The following is a 17,964-nucleotide window of genomic DNA, read 5'->3' on the forward strand; positions in this document are numbered from 1 at the left end:
TATGTTATCAAAAACTATTGAAGCAGCTGTTAATAACCAGATTAAGGTAGAAGCGGATTCGTCACAGATATACTTGGCAATGGCATCTTGGGCTGAAGTTCAGGGTTTTGAAGGGATTGCAACATTTATGTATGCACAGTCGGACGAAGAAAGAATGCACATGCTAAAGCTTGTGAAATATGTAAACCAACGTGGCGGTCAGGCACAAATTCCGGCTGTTATTGAGCCGTCATTGGACTATTCGTCTTTTAAAGCATTGTTTACACAATTGTTCGAACACGAAGTAATGGTGTCGGCAAGTATCAACGAATTGGTTCACGTTTCCTTATCGGAAAGAGACTACGCAACGCATAACTTCCTGCAGTGGTATGTTTCGGAACAAATCGAAGAAGAAGCTACGGCACGAACTATTTTAGATAAAATCAATCTTATTGGAGACGATAAAGGCGGATTGTACCTGTTTGATAACGATATGAAAAACTTCAGCGGAAATCAGCCGTCATCAGCACAATAATTTTACAAAAAACAAGTTTAAAAAAGATGTCATTTTACGGACATCTTTTTTGTTTTTCGGCTAAAAAAAAAGATTTTGTAATCTCTAATTAATAACTAAATTTGCATTTGCTTTCGGAAAAAGACTTTTTCGGGTTTTGAAGGCATAAAAACTGATAAATAAAATGAGTAAATTTCTATACGTTTTTCTTGTTGCGGTTCTGTTAACATCGTGTAGCCAGTATCAAAAGGCTTTAAAATCGGAAGATTTGGCTATGAAATATGAAGTGGCAACCAAAATGTACGACGCCGGAAAATATTCCAAAGCGATACGTTTGTTCGAACAGATAGCGGCGCCAAACCGGGGGAAACCTCAGGCGGAAAAACTGTTTTATATGTTTGCACAGTCCTACTATAAGACGAAACAATACTATTTGTCAGGTTACCAGTTCGAATCGTTTGTAGCGGGTTATCCGAAAAGTGAAAAAAGAGAAGAAGCCGCCTTTTTAGGCGCCAAAAGTTTCTATCAGTTATCACCGGTTTATTCGATAGACCAGACCGATACACAAAAAGGTATTGATAAATTACAAGAGTATATTAATGCCTACCCGGATTCGCCAAACATGGTCGAAGCGAATAAAATGATCACCGAATTACGTCAGAAGTTGGAGAAAAAAGCATTCGAAATCGCAAAACAATACAACACTATCGGAGAATGGTCACGTGATTATAATGCAGCGATCAAGGCATTGGACAATTTTATCGTTGACTATCCGGGAACAATCTATAAAGAAGATGCTTTGTTTTATAAGTTCGATTCAACCTATAAACTGGCAATAAACAGTATTCATTCCAAAATGGAAGACCGTTTGCATACGGCTAAAACAGCCTATTCGGCACTGATCCGTTTTAAGGAAGATACCAAATACAAAGCAAAAGCCGATGAAATGTTGGCTACTATTGATAAAGAATTACAACAATTTTCTAAATAATTAAGAACGTCATGGATTTAAAAAAGACTACTGCTCCAGTTAACACGGTTACCTATAATAAGAGTAAGATTGAAGAACCGACAGGAAACGTGTATGAAGCGATCACCATTATGGCAAAAAGAGCAAATCAGATTAATTCCGAAATTAAAAAAGAATTGATCGATAAGCTTGACGAGTTTGCTACTTACAATGACAGTCTTGAGGAAATTTTTGAAAACAAAGAGCAAATCGAAGTTTCCAAGTTCTACGAAAAACTACCAAAACCACATGCTTTAGCAGTACAAGAGTGGTTGGATGGTAAAATCTATTACAGAGACTCAAATAAATAATCCTAATGTCTGTTTTAAGCGGTAAAAAAATAATACTGGGTGTTTCTGGTGGAATTGCCGCATATAAAACGGCAACATTAGTTCGACTTCTTATCAAAGCAGGTGCTCAGGTTCAGGTGATCATGACGCCTGCTTCTAAAGATTTTGTAACGCCCTTAACGCTGTCGACCTTATCCAGGCGACCGGTTTTTTCGTCTTTTTTTAACGAAGAAGATGAGAATGCCGTTTGGAACAACCATGTCGATTTAGCGCTGTGGGCCGATCTGATCGTAATTGCACCGGCTACGGCCAATACCCTTTCTAAAATGGTAAATGGCAATTGCGATAATCTACTCATTGCAACCTATCTTTCTGCAAAATGTCCGGTTTATTTCGCTCCGGCGATGGATCTGGATATGTATAAACATCCGTCTACCATTGCGGGTTTTAACGCGCTTCGGGATTTTGGAAATCATATTATTCCGGCCGAAAAAGGTGAATTAGCCAGTGGACTTTCCGGCGAAGGTCGTATGGCCGAACCCGAAAATATTGTCGCTTTTCTCGAAAAAGACCTGGAAGATCAATTGCCATTACGCGGAAAAAAAATACTGGTAACAGCAGGTCCTACATACGAAGCAATCGATCCGGTGCGTTTTATTGGAAATCATTCGTCCGGAAAAATGGGCTATGATATTGCCAAAGCTGCCGCCGATGCCGGAGCCGAGGTGATTTTAGTATCCGGGCCAACACATTTGGATATCCAGCATGAACACATTCAGATCCGACGGGTGCAATCGGCACAGGAAATGTATGACGCGTGTCACGATTGTTTTGATCAGGTCGATACGGCTGTTTCGGCTGCTGCGGTTGCGGATTATCGTCCGAAAAATGTCGCCAGTCAGAAAATAAAAAAGAATGATGCCGCGTTTTCCATAGAACTGGAAAAAACAAAAGATATACTCGCTTCGCTGGGCGAGGTCAAAAAAAATCAGTTTTTGATTGGATTTGCACTGGAAACCGAAAATGAAATTGAGCATGCCAGGCAGAAAATTCAGAAAAAAAACTTAGATTTGATAGTTTTAAATTCATTAAACGATACCGGTGCCGGTTTTGGTAAACCCACCAATAAGGTAACGTTTATTGATAAGGATTTTTTAGTCGAGCCGATGGAACTTAAAACCAAAGAAGAAGTCGCTCAGGATATTGTCAACAAAATAATAGCTCATTATGCGTAACTGGATACTACTTATACTTACTTTTTTATCGTTAAACAGCTTTGCGCAGGAACTGAATTGTAGTGTAAGTGTAAATTACAGTCAGATTACAAACGTAAACCCGCAGATTTTTAAAACCCTGGAAAAGCAGGTGACGGAGTTTATGAACAATACCAAATGGACTGAAAAAACCTTTAAGCAAAACGAACGAATCAACTGTGTGGTTTTTATCACGGTAAACGGTTTCGATTCCAATAACTTCGATGCGACCATTCAGGTGCAATCGTCCCGACCAATTTACAATTCGACCTATTCGTCGCCGGTGTTTAATATTAACGACAAAGATTTTAAATTCCGTTATGTCGAGTTTGAAAATATGTATTTTAACCCGAATAGCTTTGATTCCAACCTGATTTCGGTTTTGGCATTCTATGCCAATATGATTATCGGAATCGATGCCGATACCTATCAGAATATGGGCGGTGCAAAATATTTGGATGCGGCTTTGGCAATTGCCAATGTGGCGCAATCCAGCGGTTATGAAGGATGGGTACAATCGGAAAAACGAAATACGCGTTACTATTTGATCAATGATATGTTATCGAATACCTATGCGCCTTTTAGAGAAGCGATGTACCAGTATCATTTACAGGGATTGGATCGAATGGCTGAAAATCAGAAAACAGCCAAGGAAAAAGTAATCGCTTCGATTGAAACCCTTTCAAAAGTACACGACGTACGTCCGAATTCATTCCTGATGCGGGTGTTTTTCGATGCTAAAGTCGACGAATTGGTAAGCATGTATTCCGGCGGACCAAATGTGGATATTGTACAACTGACTGAAAAATTAAATAGAATATCTCCATTAAATTCTTCTAAATGGAGTAATATAAAATACTAAATTTGTGTTTTACTAAACCGCTGCACAAATTATGTTAACATCCTTATCGATTAAAAATTTTGCGCTGATTGAACAGTTGGATATTCGTTTTTCTAACGAATTTTCAATTATAACCGGAGAAACCGGAGCAGGAAAATCGATCTTATTGGGCGCGTTAGGCCTGGTGTTGGGTCGTCGTGCGGATTTAACCTCCCTAAAAGATAAAGAACAGAAATGTGTGATCGAAGCACATTTCGACATTCAACCGTACGCATTACAGCCTTTTTTTGAGGAAAATGATCTCGATTACGAAGAGACCACCATTATTAGAAGGGAAATCCTACCATCGGGTAAATCCAGAGCTTTCGTCAATGATAGTCCGGTAAACCTACAGGAATTACAGGAGTTAGGCGATTTTCTACTGGATATTCATTCGCAGCACCAAACACGGGAATTAACCGATGAGGCCTATCAGTTACAAATTCTGGATGCCTTAGCCGGTCACCAGGATTTATTGCAGGATTATAGAGCCCGTTTGTCGCGTTATAAAGCCATCCGTTCGCAATTAAAACAATTGCTGTCGGAAAAAGACGCCTTGTTAAAAGAGCAGGATTATAATAGCTTCTTATTGGAAGAGCTATTGGCAGCCAATTTAAAAGACGGTGAGCAGGAAGAACTGGAAGCTGCTTTCGAACGACTAAACAACGTGGAGTTTATCCGGGAAGCACTGGACAAATCGATAATGATTGCCAATGAAGAGCAAATCGGACTTATTCAGAACTTAAAAGAAGTCAAAGCGACCTTGCTAAAAATAGCACCGTTGTCTATAGAATATCAGGATTTGTCCGACCGGGTTTCCAGTGTGCTGATTGAGTTTGATGATATTGCCGATGAATTACAACGGCATTCCGAAGCCTTGATGAGCGACCCGGAACAATTGGAACTGACTAATCAGAAATTACAAAATATCTATTCGCTTCAGAAAAAACATCAGGTGAATACCGTTGCCGAACTATTGGAAATCCAACAGTCGCTTGACCAAAAAGTCGTTCAGGCGGACGATATGGATAGCCGGATTGACACCTTAAACCGGGAAGAAACGGAGTTAAAAGAAAGTTTAAACGGATTGGCGGAAACGATTTCGGCAAACCGGACAAAAGCAGCACCGGTTTTAATCGGACAAATAACCGAAATACTCGCGGAACTGGGCATGCCAAATGCCCGTTTTGAATTCGATATCCGCCCGTCGGAAACGTTTTTGCCATTGGGGAAAGATGAAGCGCAATTGTTGTTTTCGGCCAACAAAGGAACCAGTTTCGGACTGCTGAAAAAAGTGGCTTCCGGAGGGGAAATGTCGCGGATTATGCTGGCTGTAAAAGCCATTCTGGCCAATTATACCAAATTGCCTACTATTATATTTGATGAAATCGATACCGGAGTTTCCGGGGAAATTGCCCATAAAATGGGGGATATTATGAAAAAGATGAGTCGGAAAATGCAGGTTTTTGCCATTACCCATTTACCGCAAATTGCCGCCAAAGGAAACCAGCATTATAAAGTATTCAAATTCGTTCAGGGAGAAACTACGGTTTCCGAATTAAAACTGCTGACCAATGAGGAGCGTATTGTGGAGATCGCGGAAATGCTTTCCGGAAAAGACATCTCCGATTCGGCACGTAACCACGCCCGATCGTTATTAATGGATTAAAAGGATTTTATTTTGGAAGAAAATATTAGTTACTACGAAAATCAGTTCATCCGGGCTGATGCTTTGATTTCGGATGGAAATGTTTCCGAAGCAAAGGAAATTCTAGAAGAAATCCTGGATCAGTATCCGGATTTTGGGAAAGCACACAATCACCTGGGGTGGATCTATTATACAAAGCTGAGTAATCACGAAAAAGGGGCTTATCACTACAAACTGGCCATGCGTTTTGATCCGAATTACCCGGCGGCTTACCTGAATTATACCTATTTATTAGTCGATCTGGGACGATTGGAGGAAGCCAAAGAGCATATCGCCGAAACGCTAAACACACTTGAAGGAGCGGATAAAGCATCCTATCATAGCGAATTGGGACGGATTTATGAAATGGAATTTAACCTGATTCCGGCTTACGAAGCCTATAAAAAAGCGGCATCCTACGGATTTGGCGCTCAGTTTATTGAGAATATGAAGATGAATATGAACAGGGTGAAAGATAAAATGACTATTTTTGAAAAATTAAAATTGAAATTTACTTAAAAACATAGCTATGTACAATTTATTAAAAGGAAAAAGAGGGATCATTTTTGGAGCGTTAGATGAGAATTCAATCGCCTGGAAAACGGCAGAGCGCGTACATGAAGAGGGAGGAATATTCGTTTTGTCCAATGCTCCGATCGCAATGCGTATGGGTACGATCAACCAGCTGGCAGAAAAAACAGGTTCCCAGATAATTCCGGCCGATGCTACTTCCGTTGCAGATTTGGAAAACCTGGTAGAAAAGGCAATGGAAATCCTTGGTGGTAAGATTGACTTCGTTTTGCACTCCATCGGGATGTCTGTAAATGTAAGAAAAGGAAACCACTATACGAATCAGAATTATGATTTTACAGAAAAAGGATGGGACGTATCTGCGGTATCCTTTCATAAAGTAATGCAGGTTTTATACAAAAAAGACGCCATGAACGAATGGGGAAGTATTGTAGCTTTAACCTATATGGCGGCGCAACGTGTATTCCCGGATTATAATGATATGGCCGATAATAAAGCCTATTTAGAATCGATTGCGCGTAGCTTCGGATATTTCTTCGGAAGAGATAAAAAAGTACGTGTAAACACGATTTCACAATCACCTACACCAACGACTGCCGGTCAGGGAGTAAAAGGTTTCGGTGGATTTATTGCTTTTGCCGATAAAATGTCACCGCTAGGGAATGCTTCTGCTTTAGATTGTGCCAACTATACCGTAATGATGTTCTCGGATCTTACTAAAAAAGTAACGTTGCAAAACCTGTTACACGATGGAGGATTCTCGAATATGGGTGTAAGTCAGGAAGTAATGGAAGCTTTCGAAGAAGGATTAGCCAATAAAAACGACTAAAAGTATAGCGTAATTGAAAATAGAATTACTCGTGAAAACCATCTCTTTGAGGTGGTTTTTTTCTTTTTATAAAGTTTATCTTTGTTAAAAAATAAAGAACCCATGTATTTTTCATTGATAATTCCGGTTTATAACCGACCGGATGAAATTGAGGAACTGTTGCAAAGTTTGGAGCGACAGAATTATAACGAAGCTTTCGAAGTTGTGATAGTGGAAGACGGCTCTACTATTCCGTGTGAAACGGTTGTAGACGCGTTTAAAAGCAAATTGTTTATTTCCTATTACAACAAACCCAACTCCGGACCGGGCGATTCCCGTAACTATGGAATGCGAAAAGCTATTGGACAATATTATATTATTTTGGATTCCGATTGCATCTTACCGGAAAATTACGTAACTTCCATAGCCAATAACCTACAAAAAAACTATGTAGATTGTTTTGGCGGGCCTGACAATGCTTTGGATTCTTTTTCAGACATTCAAAAGGCGATTAATTTCACGATGACATCGTTTTTGACCACGGGCGGTATTCGTGGTGGTTCCGAAAAAATAGGCAAATTCCAGCCGCGTAGCTTTAATATGGGCTTGTCTAAAAAAGCATTTATAGCATCCGGTGGTTTTGGAAACATTCACCCGGGAGAAGATCCGGACCTGTCGATACGACTGTGGGAAATGGGATTTGAAACCAGATTGTACAAAGATTCGTATGTATATCATAAAAGGCGTATTGATTGGAGTAAATTCTATAAACAGGTCAATAAATTTGGAAAAGCAAGACCGATATTGGATTCCTGGTATCCAAAATACCGGAAAATAACCTTTTGGTTTCCAACCTTATTTTGCCTTGGATTTCTGGTTGCCATAGCACTTTATGCCTTTGGAATTCCGTTGCTTTTTCAGTGTTATGCATTATATTTTGCGATTTTATTCCTGTCCGGAATCATTGAAAATGCGAGTTTAAAGATTGGATTTTTAGCGGTTATAGCTGCTGTAATTCAATTTTATGGCTACGGAATCGGCTTTTTTAAATCGTTTTTTAGGATAACTGTACTAAAAAAACAACCGGAAAAGGCATTTCCGGAATTATTTTTTAAAAAATAAGAGATGACAAAAATTATTGGACTCACCGGTGGGATCGGAAGTGGGAAGTCGACCATCGCGGAATATATTCATTCGAAAGGTATTCCGGTTTATATAGCTGATGATCAGGCGAAAAAGATAATGGACGATCCTGAAATTGTAAAAAAAGTCCGGGAAATTTTTGAAGAGAATGTTGTAGAAAATGAAAAATTAAATCGTAAAAAAATTGCGGAATTAGTGTTTTCTTCACCTAATTTATTAAAAAAATTAAATGAAATTATACATCCTGCTGTTAGGGAGAATTTCAATAAATGGTTAAAAAATAATGAAAAAAGTAATTTTATAGTTAAAGAAGCTGCAATTCTTTTTGAGAGTGGCAGTTATAAAGATTGTGATAAAATCATATTGGTAACGGCTCCGCAAGATATTCGTATTGAGCGGGTTATGAATCGGGATAAAGTAAGCCGTGAACAGGTGCTCGACCGGATGAAAAATCAGTGGAGCGATGAACAGAAAGCAGCATTTAGCGATTATATAATAGACAACACCGATTTGTCCATTTCCTTGAAAGAAGTGGATTTAATTCTTAAAGAATTGAATAAAATGTAAAAACCGCCATAGATGTTAATCTTTGGTTAATGTTTTTAAGGAATAAATGTTAAAATGTTAATTTTGTTTTGATGAATAAAACGAGATTCCTCTTATTGATAATCCTGATGAGCCTGTCGTTGGTGGGTATTATTCTGGTACAATTATTCTGGATTAATACTTCCTACAAGAACAACGAAGAACAATTCAAGTATCACGTGCAACAGGTTATCGGTAGTGTAGCGAATAAACTACAACAACAGGAGTACTTTGAGTTCTATGAAAAGTTCAACAAGTTAAAGGACAGTATTGGAAAAGTACCGCGACAAAGCGATTTGTTAGAGTATTTTTATGTAAAACGCGATCCGAAAACCAACGAGCAAATTATTTACTCCAATACCATCGTTTTAGAAGATTACAATTTAAACCGTTCGTTCTTTGATAAAAGATCTGACTCCGTTTCGCTCAAAAGTTTCGTAGCGAAGCGAAAAACAGAAATCTATAATGGAAATGTGGTCGATAATGCCGCAACTTTTCAGAAAGCGCCCATGCCGGATGTAACGATCGAAAAAGAAGGAAATCTCGATATCCTGGATAAAGCCCAGTTTGAGATCTACTTTAAGGATATCGTAGGTTTAAAACCGATTCAGGAGCGTGTTTCAAAAGAAAAATTGCATAGTATGTTGCAAAACGAACTCAGTCAGTACGGTGTCAATACCCCTTTTGAGTTTGGAATTTACAGCAATATGCTGGCGACCAAAGTAAAATCGGAAAATTTTAATTACGATAAAAACTCAACCTACAGTATTCCGGTGTTTCCGGACAACGAAGGCCAAAGCAAATACCAGTTATTGCTGAGTTTTCCGCAGAAAAATAAATTCCTTTTTTCGTCATTGGTCGGCATAACCACGCTTTCCATCATCTTTACGCTGGTCATTATTGTAGCTTATTTTAGCGCACTAAACCAGCTGATACGACAGAAACAGATTTCGGAGATCAAAACCGACTTTATCAACAATATGACTCATGAGTTTAAAACACCTATTGCCACGATCAATCTGGCTTTGGATGCGATTAAAAACCCAAAGATCATTGACGATAAAGAAAAAGTACAACGCTACCTGCAAATGATACGGGATGAGAACAAACGAATGCACGCTCAGGTAGAAAATGTACTCCGGATTTCCAAACTCGAAAAACGGGAATTGGAAATCAGTAAAGAACCTACAGATGTTCATACGATAATAGAAGACGCAATGGAGCATGTTAACCTGATTGTGGAAGACCGTGGCGGGATCATTAAAGAACATCTGAATGCCAAACGAACCACAATATTGTTAAACGACGTACATTTTACGAATGTAATCGTTAACATACTGGATAATGCGATAAAATATTCACCGGAAGCACCGATAATTGATGTGACAACAGAAAATGTCAAGGATTTTATACTGATCAAAGTAAAGGATCACGGAGCGGGAATGAGTAAAGTAGCTCAAAAAAGAATTTTTGAGAAATTTTACAGGGAACATACCGGCGATTTACACAATGTAAAAGGACACGGGCTTGGATTAGCCTATGTAAAGCGAATTGTAGATGACCATAACGGTCAGATATTCGTTGAAAGTGAGAAGGGAAAAGGAAGTACCTTCATTATAAAAATGCCACTAATAAATTAATGATATGGATACGACTAACAAAAAAATTCTTTTAGTAGAAGATGACCCCAATTTTGGAGCAGTGCTCAAAGATTACCTTTTAATAAATGATTTTGAAGTTACTTTAGCCAAAAACGGAATGGAAGGTTTCGAAAAATTCAAAAAAGACAACTTCGATTTATGTATTTTGGACGTAATGATGCCTTACAAAGATGGTTATACCTTAGCGAGAGAAATCCGCGAAAAAAATAAAGAAGTGCCGATTATCTTTTTAACGGCAAAATCAATGAAAGAAGACGTTTTAAAAGGCTATAAAGTAGGTGCAGATGATTATTTGAACAAACCTTTTGACTCGGAAGTATTATTGATGAAGATCAAAGCGATCATTCAGCGTAAAGCTTCGGAAGTAAAAACAGACAATACAAAATTTGAATTCCAGATTGGTAAATTCCACCTGAACTCCAAATTACGTTTCTTATCGTTCCAAAATGAGGAGCCGATCAAATTGTCGCCAAAAGAAAATGAATTGCTAAAAATGTTGGCTTTACACGAAAACGATTTGATGCCAAGAGAATTAGCATTAACCAAAATCTGGAGAGACGACAACTACTTCACCTCAAGAAGTATGGACGTTTATATTGCCAAATTGCGTAAATACCTAAAACAGGATGAGGATGTTGAAATCCTTAACATCCACGGAGAAGGTTTCCGTTTGGTAATCAAAAATAAAGTTACAGAATAAAAAGCACCCAAGCTACTTAGAAAAAAAAAAGCGCCCGGATTTGAATCCGGGCGCTTTTTTTACGATTTATTTAGTTACACCTGACAGGTTTTCGAAACCTGTCAGGTGTTTTTAGGCGGATTTAAAAAACTGTCAGGTGTTTTATAGGGTTCGCTTATTTCCAATCCAGTTGTAACGCAAAACAAGTCTTATCAGCTTTAGTAACCGAAAAATAAGCCGGTTTCACTTCCGGTGTTTTATGAATCGAAATCACATCATTCAGATTCAGTTCCCGTAAAAAATTCATTTCAAAGCTTTTGATTTCCTGTTTCAGGACGGCTTTGGCATCGAGCGTATCCAAACACCATTCCAGGTATTTTACGTTGTTTACGTGATTCACAATGTCCAGATCAGACAACACTACATTTCGGTTGGCTACCGTTTCTGTATCGCGGGAAACATTGATTTTAGAAAAGTGCTGTTCGGTGGCATGCCATTCCGGATATTTTTCAAAATGTTCGTGTGGTAAGGCCAGGGCCTCGGCTTTTCGGAGTTTGGTATTAAAAACAGCCCAAAATGTAGACGCTCCGGCTACTTTTTTTCCATTCAGATACATTTCGATATTTCGGATGGAACGCGAACCCTGTAGGTCTTCGATCCAGGTTTTAACCGTTACCTTGTCCATCCATTTGGGAAGAACGTCGGTTATTTCTACGCGAATACGACTCAAAACCCAGGCCTGATCGTGTTGTTGCATATCATTAAAACTCAGTCCACCGTGAATGGAATGTTCTGCTGCTGTCAATTGTAATATATTACACAAATCAACATATTTCAGGTAACCAAAAGGCGTACATTGTGTAAAATTAATTTCCCATTCGTGTTCGTAAACGGAAGTAAAATCAGGGGATATAGGCATTTTTATTTATTTTGGATTTGTTGATCCGCATACGCGATAATTTGCGCGATCGGAGTTGTATAATCGAACCATTGAGCGTTTTCGGTACGCTTAAACCAGGTAAGCTGCCGTTTGGCAAAACGTCGCGTGTTCTTTTTAATCTCTTCGATGGCAAAATCGAGTGTGTAATCACCGTCAAAATAACTAAATAATTCCCGATAACCGACAGTTTGTAAGGCGTTTAACGTTTTGTTGGGATAAAGTAATCGGGCTTCTTCAAGCAAACCGGCGTCCAACATCAGATCCACACGACGATTGATACGGTCGTACATCACCTCGCGCGCGGCTTCCAGTCCGATAACTACCGGAATAAAGTTGCGTGCATTTTTTTTCTGATTCAGAAAGGAAGAATACGGTTTTCCGCTACCAAGGCTAACTTCCACAAAGCGCATCATACGCTGTGGATTTTGTAGTGTCTGCGGATTTTCGGAACTTATTTTACGATAATATTCCGGATCGAGTCGTTCGAGTTGCTCCTGAAGGTAGCTAATCCCTTTGTTTTCGTAGTTTTCCCGAATGTTTTCCCGAACACAAGAAGCTATATCCGGAAAATCGTCAAAGCCCTTTAAAATGGCGTCTACATACAAACCGGAGCCGCCCACCATAATCTGCACATTGTTTTCAGCAAACAGTTCATCGAGTTTTGTTATGGCTTCTCTTTCGAAATCGCCAACGGTATACGGATCGAAAACCGAAATATGCTGGATGAAATGATGCGGTGCTGCGGCAAGTTCGGCTTCTAATGGAACCGCGGTACCGATAGTCATTTCTTTAAAAAACTGCCGACTGTCACAGGAAAGGATATCGCATTTAAAGTGTCGGGCGAGTTCAATACTTAAAGCCGTCTTGCCAATAGCGGTCGGGCCTATAATGGTGATCAGGTAATTAGCCATTTGTTAATTTTTCGCCACAATGATGGCAATATCTGGAATCTTCGTTATAAATGATAGTCGTACAGGACGGGCATTTTCGTTTTCCGTCCATATCGGGAGTATTTCGTTTGGCATTGGCAAACTCGGCTGTTACAATACCGGTTGGAACCGCAATGATACCATAACCCATGATCATAATAAAAGCCGCAATAACCTGACCTAAAGTGGTCACCGGTGCAATATCACCATAGCCTACGGTTGTGAGGGTAACGATACACCAGTAAATACTTACCGGAATACTGGTAAAGCCACTTTCCGGCCCTTCGATAACATACATAATCGCACCAAGTAAAATAGAAACGACCAATATAAAGTAGATAAATACGATGATTTTGGTCCGGCTGGCTTTAATGGCCAGTTTCAATTGAGATTCCTGTCCGGTAAAATGCACCAGATTCAAGATTCCAAATAAACGAAGTAGTCGTAAGGCTCTGATAACCGACAACATTCGCGATCCCGGAACAAAAAAGGACAAATACATCGGTAAGATGGAAATAAGATCCACAATACCGTAGAAACTAAAAACATATTTCAGCGGACGCTTGTTACAAAGGATCCGAAGTGCATATTCGATACTGAAAAATACCGTAATAATCCATTCCGAAACCACAATAAAGGTGTGGTATTTCGCATCGAGTTTTTCGATCGATTCGAGCATAACGAGCAAGACACTCAGTAGGATAACGCCCAGTAAGGCCAAATCGAAAAGACGCCCGGCAAACGTATTGGAACCATAAATAACAATATACGTTTTTTGTTTAAAAAGATCGTATTTGGTTTTTAAAGCTTTCAAAACGGTTTGGTGTTAAAACGTTACTACTTTGTTGACTTTTTTCTTCCGCAGGAAATTCTGAATAATATTGCGGGTATCCCGGTTGTTTTCCATCGGGATAATGATCTTTTTTAGAATATCGATGTTGTTGATCTGGTAATTCAGATCGTAAAAACAATAGCCTTTATAGATGCCGTTTTCCACCAATATGGCCGTTCGTTCGTCGATACTGCGACCACGGTCCACAATAACCATATTCTGGTTCTGAAACTGATAGTTATCGATAAAATCCTGTACGCGTACATTGTACTCTGCAGGACTTTCCTTGCCGATGCAGGCGCCGTTACATTGTTTGATGTCGTATTGAAAACAGCCTTTTTTAGTATCGTACAAACCGTTGATCTTCTGGCACAACTGGTATTCGGCGGTAATCTTATGCAGGAAGTTTTTACCTTCCACAACGGTTACAAAAGAAGTGATTTCTTTTTTGCGACCATCGGCTTTTGCCAGACGAAGACTCAAATAACCTTCGTTGTCTTTTTCAACATATAAAGCCCACGGAAATATGGTTTTGCGTTGTGCACGGTTGTAAATCGGTTTGTTGATCTTGATTTCTTCGCTTTCTTTTAAAAGCGCAATCAATTCGCTACCGGTTTCTTCAAAAGTGACGGCGTAAACCTCGTTTTGTATTTTTTTAGCCTTACGGGAAGTTCCGGTAAAATGCTGGTTAACACGTTTTTTAATGTTTTTGCTTTTGCCGATATAAATAATGGTTCCGTCTTCACGATGGATGTAGTAAATGCCGGTTTTGGATGGAATACCTTCCACAATATCCAGCAATTTTGGTGACATTCCGGATTTGATTTCTTTTTTGATAAAAGTCGTAACGATTTCCTTTTTAAGATCCTTGGACAAAAGCATTTTAAACAGCTTTACGGTGGCCATCGCATCGCCGGTCGCACGATGACGGTCGGCTATAGGAATTCCAAGACTACGAACGAGTTTTCCAAGACTGTAGGAAGGCTGATCGGGAATTAGTTTTTTAGATAACTCTACCGTACACAGCGTATTGCGGTTGAATTCATAACCCAATCGTCGGAATTCCATACGGAGTACGCGATAGTCGAAAGCCGCATTGTGCGCCACGATAATACAATCCTGTGTAATTTCGATGATACGTTTGGCGACTTCATAAAATTTAGGAGCCGAACGTAGCATGGCATTATTAATACCGGTCAGTTTAACTACAAACGGTTGTATGGGAATTTCAGGGTTTACCAGACTAATAAACTGATCAACCACTTCATGGCCGTCGAAACGATAGATGGCAATTTCGGTAATGCCCTCTTCGTTGTATTGTCCTCCTGTCGTTTCTATGTCAAGTATAGCGTACAATTCTGTGTCTGAGTTTTAAAATTCGCGGTTAGCGGGAGCCAAAAATACTGCTTCCGATCCGTACCATTGTACTGCCGCAGTCGATAGCAATCGCATAATCGCCCGACATGCCCATCGATAAAATGGAAAGGTCAGTAGTTAGGGTCTTATTATTTTTATACGTGTCAAAGATAGCTTTTAAACGGCTAAATTCTTTTTTAATTTGCGCTTTACTATCGGTAAAGGTTGCCATTCCCATTAAACCTTTAATTCGCACGTTTTGTAAGTCGTGTAAAGCATCAGAAGTGAGCACTGTTTTTAATTCATTTTCATCCAATCCGAATTTGCTTTCTTCTTCGGCTATATATATCTGCAGCAGGCAATCGATAACCCGATTGTTTTTTTGCGCCTGCCTGTTAATTTCCTGTAGTAGTTTTAAACTGTCCACACCGTGAATAAGGCTCACATAAGGTGCCATATATTTCACTTTATTGGTTTGAACATGTCCAATCATATGCCATTGGATATCCTTAGGCATTTGCTCCCATTTTTCGGTCATTTCCTGGATCTTATTTTCCCCGAAAATACGCTGACCGGCGTCATAGGCTTCCATTAAATCGGAAACGGGTTTGGTTTTGGAAACGGCTACCAGCGTAACCTGTTCCGGTAAGCCTGCTTGTATTGCTGTAAGATTTTCACGTATTGTCATAGCGTCATTACTGTTTTTGCCAAAATTAAATTTCATAAACCACAAGACCGCTTCTGAACTTCGGTTCGATAAACGTACTTTTTGGTGGCATGATCAAATTGGCATCGGCCAGATCCTTAATTTCTTTAATACTAATCGGGAAGAGCATAAAACCGACTTCAAATTCGCCATTATCGACCTGTTCTTTGATGGTTGTAATGGATTTTGTACCGGGAACATATGCAATTCTGTCGTCCGTTCGCAAATCGTCAATACCCAGTATCGGTTGTAAAACCGTTTTGTAAAGGATCTGAGCATCTAACCCGGACAGGGCATCATCAAAGATAAAGTTTTCTTCTTTAAGTTTTAAAGAATAAAAATCGTTATCCAGATACATACCAAATTCAAATTTATGCTTTGGTTTCCACAATTCCTGTTTTTTGCTTTTGATCACAAAATTATCGGCCAGTTTTTTGATAAAATCCTCTTTGGAAAAACCATTCAAATCGCGGATCAATCGGTTGTATTCGTAAATTTTTACGTTACTATCGGCAATCAGATAACTCATAAAATAATCCAGATTCTGATTTCCGGAATTTTTATCCTGCTCGTATAGTAATTCCGCCGATGCGGAACGATGATGGCCGTCGGCAATATACAAATCGCCAATACTTTTAAATTGTTCCTGCAGCCATTGGATTTCGTTTTCGTCTGCAATCTTCCAGAGCGTATGTTTCTCTTTATTCGTTGTAGAAAAATCCAATAGTGGACGTTCCTGTGATTTCGCTTTGATCCATTCGCTTAAAGCGGTAGTACTGTTATAGGTCATCAATACAGGTTCGGTATTAAAACCGGTTTGATGTAAATAATCTTTAAATAAATCCACGCGATACTGTAGCGTATCCTCGTGTTTTTTGATCACGTTATCCTGGTAATCCTTGATGGAAGTTCCGGCCAGGATTCCGATAAACGCATGGTTTTTGGATTCGATCTGATACAGATACAATACCGCCTTTTCTTCCTGAACCAGAATTCCGTCCCGCTTAAAATCGGCATATTTATGCGCCACGGCTTTAAAGCGTTTGTCAAAACCGATTTTTTGCTGGTTCATATAGGCCGGATTTAAAATATGCAAAAAGGAAAACGGATTAAACTCCAGGTAAGCAGCCAACTCGGTTGCTCCGTAATCGTCGTACGAACGGGAAGTCACCAGACTTACTTTGTCTGCCGTAGGATGGACCGCTTTAAAAGGTTGTATTATAGCCATTGAATCGAAATTAAAATTGGCAATTGATAACCGAAATTACCAATTGCCAATCGGGTATACGTATAATTAAGCGAACATTTTCGCTACTTTCTCTGCTTTTTTGCTTTCGGAATAATCGTAGAAACCTTCACCGGATTTCACACCCAGTTTTCCGGCCATTACCATGTTTACCAATAAGGGACAAGGCGCGTATTTTGGATTTTTAAATCCGTCGTACATTACATTCAGGATCGAAAGACAAACGTCCAATCCGATAAAATCGGCCAATTGTAATGGTCCCATTGGATGCGCCATTCCCAGTTTCATTACCGTATCGATTTCGGCTACACCGGCTACGCCATTGTATAAGGTTTCGATAGATTCGTTGATCATTGGCATTAAAATACGGTTGGCTACGAATCCAGGGTAATCGTTTACTTCTACTGGTGTTTTCCCCAGTTTTACAGACAAGTCCATAATCGTTTTGGTTACTTCGTCTGTTGTGTTATAACCGCGGATGATTTCGACCAGTTTCATAATTGGCACCGGGTTCATAAAGTGCATTCCGATAACACGTGCCGGGTTTTTCACCACAGAAGCAATCTGCGTAATGGAAATGGAAGAGGTATTGGAAGCCAAAATCGTATTTTCGTTACAAACCTCGCTTAATTGTTTGAAAATGTTCAGTTTTAACGTTACATTTTCCGTAGCTGCTTCTACAACCAGGTCGGCATTTACCACACCGTCTGCAATATCGGTATAGGTGATGATATTTTCGATAGTCGCTTTTTTGTCGGCTTCGGTAATGGTTCCTTTGGCAATCATACGATCCAGGTTACCTACGATGGTAGCCATTCCTTTTTCCAGAGATTTTTCGGAAATATCAATTAATAATACTTTAAAACCGCTTTGTGCAAAAGTATGCGCAATTCCGTTGCCCATTGTTCCGGCTCCGATTACAGCTATGTTTTTCAT

19 protein-coding genes are annotated in these 17,964 nt (G+C 39.4%); 12 read left to right on the plus strand and 7 right to left on the minus strand.

Annotated elements, in window-relative coordinates:
* Position 1 precedes the first annotated feature (1 nt).
* The 12 genes from E6C50_RS07235 (at position 2) to E6C50_RS07290 (ending at position 11,040) form a co-directional block, all read left to right on the plus strand.
* A complete protein-coding gene (locus E6C50_RS07235) occupies positions 2-514 on the plus strand; it encodes a ferritin (RefSeq protein WP_136402535.1) in 513 nt (170 codons plus the stop codon).
* Between the two features lie 163 nt (positions 515-677).
* Entirely contained in the window at positions 678-1,484 is an 807-nt protein-coding gene (locus E6C50_RS07240; RefSeq protein ID WP_136402536.1) for an outer membrane protein assembly factor BamD, read from the plus strand.
* Between the two features lie 11 nt (positions 1,485-1,495).
* Positions 1,496-1,813 (plus strand): DNA-directed RNA polymerase subunit omega, encoded by a 318-nt coding sequence (locus E6C50_RS07245; protein WP_136402537.1) that lies wholly within the window; start codon positions 1,496-1,498, stop codon positions 1,811-1,813.
* 5 nt (positions 1,814-1,818) lie between these two features.
* A complete protein-coding gene (gene coaBC / locus E6C50_RS07250; RefSeq protein WP_136402538.1) occupies positions 1,819-3,027 on the plus strand; it encodes a bifunctional phosphopantothenoylcysteine decarboxylase/phosphopantothenate--cysteine ligase CoaBC in 1,209 nt (402 codons plus the stop codon).
* Positions 3,020-3,907 (plus strand): type IX secretion system protein PorD, encoded by an 888-nt coding sequence (porD, locus tag E6C50_RS07255; RefSeq protein WP_136402539.1) that lies wholly within the window; start codon positions 3,020-3,022, stop codon positions 3,905-3,907. Before coaBC ends, porD begins: the two co-directional genes overlap by 8 nt.
* A 31-nt stretch (positions 3,908-3,938) precedes the next feature.
* A complete protein-coding gene (gene recN, locus E6C50_RS07260; protein WP_136402540.1) occupies positions 3,939-5,594 on the plus strand; it encodes a DNA repair protein RecN in 1,656 nt (551 codons plus the stop codon).
* Positions 5,595-5,606: 12 nt separating this feature from the next.
* Positions 5,607-6,131 carry a tetratricopeptide repeat protein gene (locus E6C50_RS07265; RefSeq protein WP_136402541.1) on the plus strand — a complete coding sequence of 175 codons (525 nt, stop codon included), beginning with the start codon at positions 5,607-5,609 and terminating at the stop codon, positions 6,129-6,131.
* 10 nt (positions 6,132-6,141) lie between these two features.
* Positions 6,142-6,972: an enoyl-ACP reductase FabI gene (locus E6C50_RS07270; protein WP_136402542.1), complete on the plus strand. Its 831-nt coding sequence runs from the start codon at positions 6,142-6,144 to the stop codon at positions 6,970-6,972.
* 102 nt (positions 6,973-7,074) lie between these two features.
* Positions 7,075-8,073 carry a glycosyltransferase gene (locus tag E6C50_RS07275; RefSeq protein ID WP_136402543.1) on the plus strand — a complete coding sequence of 333 codons (999 nt, stop codon included), beginning with the start codon at positions 7,075-7,077 and terminating at the stop codon, positions 8,071-8,073.
* 3 nt (positions 8,074-8,076) lie between these two features.
* The gene (gene coaE / locus E6C50_RS07280) at positions 8,077-8,661 is read left to right on the plus strand and encodes a dephospho-CoA kinase (RefSeq protein WP_136402544.1); all 585 of its coding nucleotides are present in this window, start codon (positions 8,077-8,079) and stop codon (positions 8,659-8,661) included.
* A gap of 71 nt (positions 8,662-8,732) precedes the next feature.
* Positions 8,733-10,319, plus strand: a complete 1,587-nt coding sequence (locus E6C50_RS07285) for a sensor histidine kinase (protein WP_136402545.1) — start codon at positions 8,733-8,735, stop codon at positions 10,317-10,319.
* Positions 10,320-10,323: 4 nt separating this feature from the next.
* Entirely contained in the window at positions 10,324-11,040 is a 717-nt protein-coding gene (locus E6C50_RS07290) for a response regulator transcription factor (protein WP_136402546.1), read from the plus strand.
* A gap of 154 nt (positions 11,041-11,194) precedes the next feature.
* Here E6C50_RS07290 and E6C50_RS07295 read toward each other — a convergent pair whose 3' ends face one another.
* The 7 genes from E6C50_RS07295 to E6C50_RS07325 form a co-directional block, all read right to left on the minus strand.
* The gene (locus E6C50_RS07295; protein ID WP_136402547.1) at positions 11,195-11,938 is read right to left on the minus strand and encodes an acyl-[acyl-carrier-protein] thioesterase; all 744 of its coding nucleotides are present in this window, start codon (positions 11,936-11,938) and stop codon (positions 11,195-11,197) included.
* Between the two features lie 2 nt (positions 11,939-11,940).
* Positions 11,941-12,870 carry a tRNA (adenosine(37)-N6)-dimethylallyltransferase MiaA gene (gene miaA / locus E6C50_RS07300; RefSeq protein WP_136402548.1) on the minus strand — a complete coding sequence of 310 codons (930 nt, stop codon included), beginning with the start codon at positions 12,868-12,870 and terminating at the stop codon, positions 11,941-11,943.
* A complete protein-coding gene (locus E6C50_RS07305) occupies positions 12,863-13,702 on the minus strand; it encodes an ion transporter (RefSeq protein ID WP_136402549.1) in 840 nt (279 codons plus the stop codon). The genes miaA and E6C50_RS07305 overlap by 8 nt, the downstream gene beginning before the upstream one ends.
* Positions 13,703-13,714: 12 nt before the next feature.
* The gene (locus tag E6C50_RS07310) at positions 13,715-15,076 is read right to left on the minus strand and encodes an exonuclease domain-containing protein (RefSeq protein ID WP_136402550.1); all 1,362 of its coding nucleotides are present in this window, start codon (positions 15,074-15,076) and stop codon (positions 13,715-13,717) included.
* A 28-nt stretch (positions 15,077-15,104) separates the two neighbouring features.
* Positions 15,105-15,764, minus strand: coding sequence for a YggS family pyridoxal phosphate-dependent enzyme (locus E6C50_RS07315; protein WP_136402920.1), 660 nt, complete (start codon positions 15,762-15,764; stop codon positions 15,105-15,107).
* A gap of 25 nt (positions 15,765-15,789) precedes the next feature.
* The gene (locus E6C50_RS07320) at positions 15,790-17,010 is read right to left on the minus strand and encodes a DUF1015 domain-containing protein (protein WP_136402551.1); all 1,221 of its coding nucleotides are present in this window, start codon (positions 17,008-17,010) and stop codon (positions 15,790-15,792) included.
* 66 nt (positions 17,011-17,076) lie between these two features.
* Positions 17,077-17,964: a 3-hydroxyacyl-CoA dehydrogenase family protein gene (locus E6C50_RS07325; RefSeq protein ID WP_136402552.1), complete on the minus strand. Its 888-nt coding sequence runs from the start codon at positions 17,962-17,964 to the stop codon at positions 17,077-17,079.

The organism is Flavobacterium supellecticarium, assembly GCF_004801375.1.
GTDB classification, from domain to species: domain Bacteria; phylum Bacteroidota; class Bacteroidia; order Flavobacteriales; family Flavobacteriaceae; genus Flavobacterium; species Flavobacterium supellecticarium.

Excerpts from the sequence above, each read along its gene's own strand:
- E6C50_RS07235 (WP_136402535.1), top strand. The coding sequence starts at position 2 with ATGTTATCAAAAACTATTGAAGCAGCTGTTAATAACCAGATTAAGGTA.
- E6C50_RS07240 (WP_136402536.1), top strand. The coding sequence starts at position 678 with ATGAGTAAATTTCTATACGTTTTTCTTGTTGCGGTTCTGTTAACATCG.
- E6C50_RS07245 (WP_136402537.1), top strand. The coding sequence starts at position 1,496 with ATGGATTTAAAAAAGACTACTGCTCCAGTTAACACGGTTACCTATAAT.
- coaBC (WP_136402538.1), top strand. The coding sequence starts at position 1,819 with ATGTCTGTTTTAAGCGGTAAAAAAATAATACTGGGTGTTTCTGGTGGA.
- porD (WP_136402539.1), top strand. The coding sequence starts at position 3,020 with ATGCGTAACTGGATACTACTTATACTTACTTTTTTATCGTTAAACAGC.
- recN (WP_136402540.1), top strand. The coding sequence starts at position 3,939 with ATGTTAACATCCTTATCGATTAAAAATTTTGCGCTGATTGAACAGTTG.
- E6C50_RS07270 (WP_136402542.1), top strand. The coding sequence starts at position 6,142 with ATGTACAATTTATTAAAAGGAAAAAGAGGGATCATTTTTGGAGCGTTA.
- E6C50_RS07275 (WP_136402543.1), top strand. The coding sequence starts at position 7,075 with ATGTATTTTTCATTGATAATTCCGGTTTATAACCGACCGGATGAAATT.
- coaE (WP_136402544.1), top strand. The coding sequence starts at position 8,077 with ATGACAAAAATTATTGGACTCACCGGTGGGATCGGAAGTGGGAAGTCG.
- E6C50_RS07285 (WP_136402545.1), top strand. The coding sequence starts at position 8,733 with ATGAATAAAACGAGATTCCTCTTATTGATAATCCTGATGAGCCTGTCG.
- E6C50_RS07290 (WP_136402546.1), top strand. The coding sequence starts at position 10,324 with ATGGATACGACTAACAAAAAAATTCTTTTAGTAGAAGATGACCCCAAT.
- E6C50_RS07295 (WP_136402547.1), bottom strand. The coding sequence starts at position 11,938 with ATGCCTATATCCCCTGATTTTACTTCCGTTTACGAACACGAATGGGAA.
- miaA (WP_136402548.1), bottom strand. The coding sequence starts at position 12,870 with ATGGCTAATTACCTGATCACCATTATAGGCCCGACCGCTATTGGCAAG.
- E6C50_RS07315 (WP_136402920.1), bottom strand. The coding sequence starts at position 15,764 with ATGACAATACGTGAAAATCTTACAGCAATACAAGCAGGCTTACCGGAA.
- E6C50_RS07320 (WP_136402551.1), bottom strand. The coding sequence starts at position 17,010 with ATGGCTATAATACAACCTTTTAAAGCGGTCCATCCTACGGCAGACAAA.
- E6C50_RS07325 (WP_136402552.1), bottom strand. The coding sequence starts at position 17,964 with ATGAAAAACATAGCTGTAATCGGAGCCGGAACAATGGGCAACGGAATT.